Origin of the sequence: Streptomyces caeruleatus, assembly GCF_001514235.1 — a bacterium.
Taxonomy (GTDB): domain Bacteria; phylum Actinomycetota; class Actinomycetes; order Streptomycetales; family Streptomycetaceae; genus Streptomyces; species Streptomyces caeruleatus.
This window is the reverse complement of the sequence record NZ_KQ948945.1, coordinates 1-3,546: the sequence shown is the minus strand read 5'-3', so window position 1 is coordinate 3,546 and position 3,546 is coordinate 1. Positions and strand designations below refer to the sequence as shown.

Annotated in this window: 3 protein-coding genes; all 3 read left to right on the top strand. The window is 69.9% G+C overall.

Annotated features, from left to right (window positions below; translation table 11 throughout):
- Positions 1-75 precede the first annotated feature (75 nt).
- Positions 76-486: a VOC family protein gene (locus tag AQJ67_RS40490; RefSeq protein WP_062724670.1), complete on the top strand. Its 411-nt coding sequence runs from the start codon at positions 76-78 to the stop codon at positions 484-486.
- 29 nt (positions 487-515) lie between these two features.
- Positions 516-2,879, top strand: a complete 2,364-nt coding sequence (locus AQJ67_RS40485; RefSeq protein ID WP_062724515.1) for an ATP-binding cassette domain-containing protein — start codon at positions 516-518, stop codon at positions 2,877-2,879.
- 207 nt (positions 2,880-3,086) lie between these two features.
- Positions 3,087-3,506 carry a helix-turn-helix transcriptional regulator gene (locus tag AQJ67_RS40480; protein WP_244190773.1) on the top strand — a complete coding sequence of 140 codons (420 nt, stop codon included), beginning with the start codon at positions 3,087-3,089 and terminating at the stop codon, positions 3,504-3,506.
- Positions 3,507-3,546 lie beyond the last annotated feature (40 nt).

Here is a 3,546-nt window from a genome sequence, read left to right as displayed (position 1 = left end):
CGAGGGAAATCGGGGCGGGTGGGTTCGTCAGGAATCGAGAAGCGGGGCCCCCGGCCCACGGCTAGCGTGACGGACATGGACATCTCGATTCACGCCAGCTTCCTCCCGCACGACGACCCGGAGGCCTCCCTCGCCTTCTACCGCGACGCCCTCGGCTTCGAGACCCGCACCGACGTCGGCCAGGGCAAAATGCGCTGGATCACGGTCGGCCCACCCGGCCAACCCGCCACCTCCATCCTCCTCGCACCCCCCGCCGCGGACCCCGGCATCACCGACGACGAACGCCGCACCATCGCCGAGATGATGGCCAAGGGCACCTACGGCTGGATCCTCCTGGCCACCGCCGACGTCGACGACACGTTCGAGAAGGTCCAGGCGACCGGCGCCGAGGTCGTCCAAGAGCCCACGGACCAGCCGTACGGCATCCGCGACTGCGCGTTCCGCGACCCCGCGGGCAACCTGATCCGCATCCAGGCCCGACCCTGAGCCCTCACTCACCCGCAGATGGAGACACGATGACCGCGCCGCACATCGCCGACAGCCACGACCTGATCCGGGTGCACGGCGCTCGCGAGAACAACCTCAAGGACGTCAGCATCGAGATCCCGAAGCGCCGTCTGACGGTGTTCACCGGCGTCTCCGGCTCGGGCAAGAGCTCGCTCGTCTTCGACACGATCGCCGCCGAGTCGCAACGGCTGATCAACGAGACGTACAGCGCCTTCCTGCAGGGCTTCATGCCGAACCTCGCCCGCCCCGAGGTCGACGTACTCGACGGCCTGACGACAGCGATCACGGTCGACCAGCAGCGCATGGGCTCCGACCCGCGTTCCACCGTCGGCACCGCCACCGACGCCAACGCGATGCTGCGCATCCTCTTCAGCCGCCTCGGCAAGCCGCACATCGGCCCGCCCGCCGCGTACTCCTTCAACGTCGCCTCGGTCTCTGGGAGCGGCGGCTTCACCGTCGACCGGGGAGCGGAGAAGACCAGGACCGAGAAGGTCAGCTTCAGCCGCACGGGCGGCATGTGCACCCACTGCGAGGGCCGCGGCACGGTCTCCGACATCGACCTCACGCAGCTCTTCGACGACTCGAAGTCGCTGTCCGAGGACCCCTTCACCATCCCCACCTACACCGGCGACGGCTGGGTGGTCCGGGTCATCGCCGAGTCCGGGTTCTTCGACAAGGAGAAGCCGATCCGGAAGTACACGAAGAAGGAGCGGCACGACTTCCTCTACCGGGAGCCGACCAAGGTCAAGATCAACGGTGTCAACCTCACCTACGAGGGCCTGATCCCGAAGCTCCAGAAGAGCTTCCTGTCCAAGGACCGCGAGTCGATGCAGCCGCACATCCGGGCCTTCGTGGACCGCGCGGTCACCTTCGCCCGCTGTCCCGACTGCGACGGCACCCGGCTCAGCGAGCTCGCCCGCTCCTCGAAGATAGCCAGGATCAACATCGCCGACGCCTGCGCCATGGAGATCCGCGACCTGGCCGAGTGGGTCCGGAAGCTGAAAGAGCCCTCCGTGGCGCCGCTGCTCACCAAGCTCCAGCACACCCTCGACTCGTTCGTGGAGATCGGCCTCGGCTATCTCTCGCTGGACCGCGCCTCCGGCACGCTCTCCGGCGGCGAGGCGCAGCGCACCAAGATGATCCGCCACCTCGGCTCCTCGCTCACCGACGTGACGTACGTCTTCGACGAGCCGACGATCGGTCTGCACCCGCACGACATCCAGCGCATGAACAACCTGCTGCTGCGCCTGCGCGACAAGGGCAACACCGTGCTGGTCGTCGAGCACAAGCCGGAGACGATCGCCATCGCCGACCATGTCGTGGACCTCGGTCCCGGCGCCGGCACGGCGGGCGGCACCGTCTGCTTCGAGGGCACCCTGGAGGGGCTGCGGGCGAGCGACACCGTCACCGGGCGCCATCTCGGCGACCGGGCCGCGGTCAAGGAGACCGTCCGCAAGGCCACCGGCACGCTCGCGATCCGCGGCGCCTCGGCGAACAACCTCCAGGACGTCGACGTCGACATCCCGCTCGGCGTGCTCACCGTCGTCACCGGCGTCGCCGGCTCCGGCAAGAGCTCCCTCGTGCACGGCTCGATCCCCGCCGAGGAAGGCGTGGTGTCGGTCGACCAGACCCCGATCCGCGGCTCCCGGCGCAGCAACCCGGCGACGTACACCGGCCTGGCCGACCCGATCCGCAAGGCCTTCGCCAAGGCCAACGGCGTCAAGCCGGCCCTGTTCAGCGCCAACTCCGAGGGTGCCTGCCCCACCTGCAACGGCGCCGGGGTCATCTACACCGACCTGGCGATCATGCAGAGCGTGGCCACCACCTGCGAGGACTGCGAGGGCAAGCGGTTCGAGGCGTCGGTGCTGGAGTACCGCTTCGGCGGCCGGGACATCAGCGAGGTGCTCGCGATGCCGGTGACCGAGGCCGAGGAGTTCTTCCGCGCCGGCGAGGCCCGCACCCCGGCCGCCCACAGGATCCTGGAGCGGATGGCCGACGTCGGCCTCGGCTACCTCACCCTCGGCCAGCCGCTGACCACCCTGTCCGGCGGCGAGCGGCAGCGGCTGAAACTGGCCACACACATGGGCGACAAGGGCGGCGTCTACGTCCTCGACGAGCCGACCACCGGCCTCCACCTCGCCGACGTCGAGCAGTTGCTCGGCCTGCTCGACCGCCTCGTCGAATCCGGAAAATCCGTCATCGTCATCGAGCACCACCAGGCCGTCATGGCCCACGCCGACTGGATCATCGACCTCGGCCCCGGCGCCGGCCACGACGGCGGCCGGATCGTCTTCGAGGGCACCCCCGCCGACCTCGTCGCCGAGCGCTCCACCCTCACCGGTGAGCACCTCGCGGCCTACGTCGGCGGCTGACCGCGGATGTGCACAGCGTCCGCACCGGTGCTGGCCTTCCTCTCCTCCCGCGCCCGCCAGAACCGGGCGCGGGAGTGGACGAGGTGGGAGGCCGCCCGGGAAGATACGAGTGTGCGATCCAGCCACCCGTCCTCGGCCTCGACGACCTCGACGTCGGAGGAACAGCGTCTGCGCACCCTCGTCGCGCTGCGCCGCGTCCGCGACCGGATGGACCGGGAGTACGCGCAGCCGCTGGACGTCGAGGCCCTCGCGCGGGGCGTGCACATGTCGGCCGGGCACCTCAGCCGCGAGTTCAAGGCCGCCTACGGCGAGTCCCCGTACGGCTATCTGATGACGCGGCGCATCGAGCGCGCGATGGCGCTGCTGCGCCGCGGCGACCTCAGCGTCACCGAGGTGTGCTTCGAGGTCGGCTGCTCGTCGCTGGGCACCTTCAGCACGCGGTTCACCGAGCTGGTCGGGATGTCGCCGAGCGCCTACCGGCGGCAGACGGCGGACGCCGCCGCGGACGCGACGGCCGGGATCCCGTCGTGCGTGGCGAAGCAGGTGACCAGGCCCCTGCGGAAGCGGGAGGTGCCGTTCAGCCTGGCGGCCGCGGTCAACGGCGCGATGCCGGTGGCAGAGCCGTGAAGCAGGGCGACTGGCGACTGGTCATTGACGACTGACGACT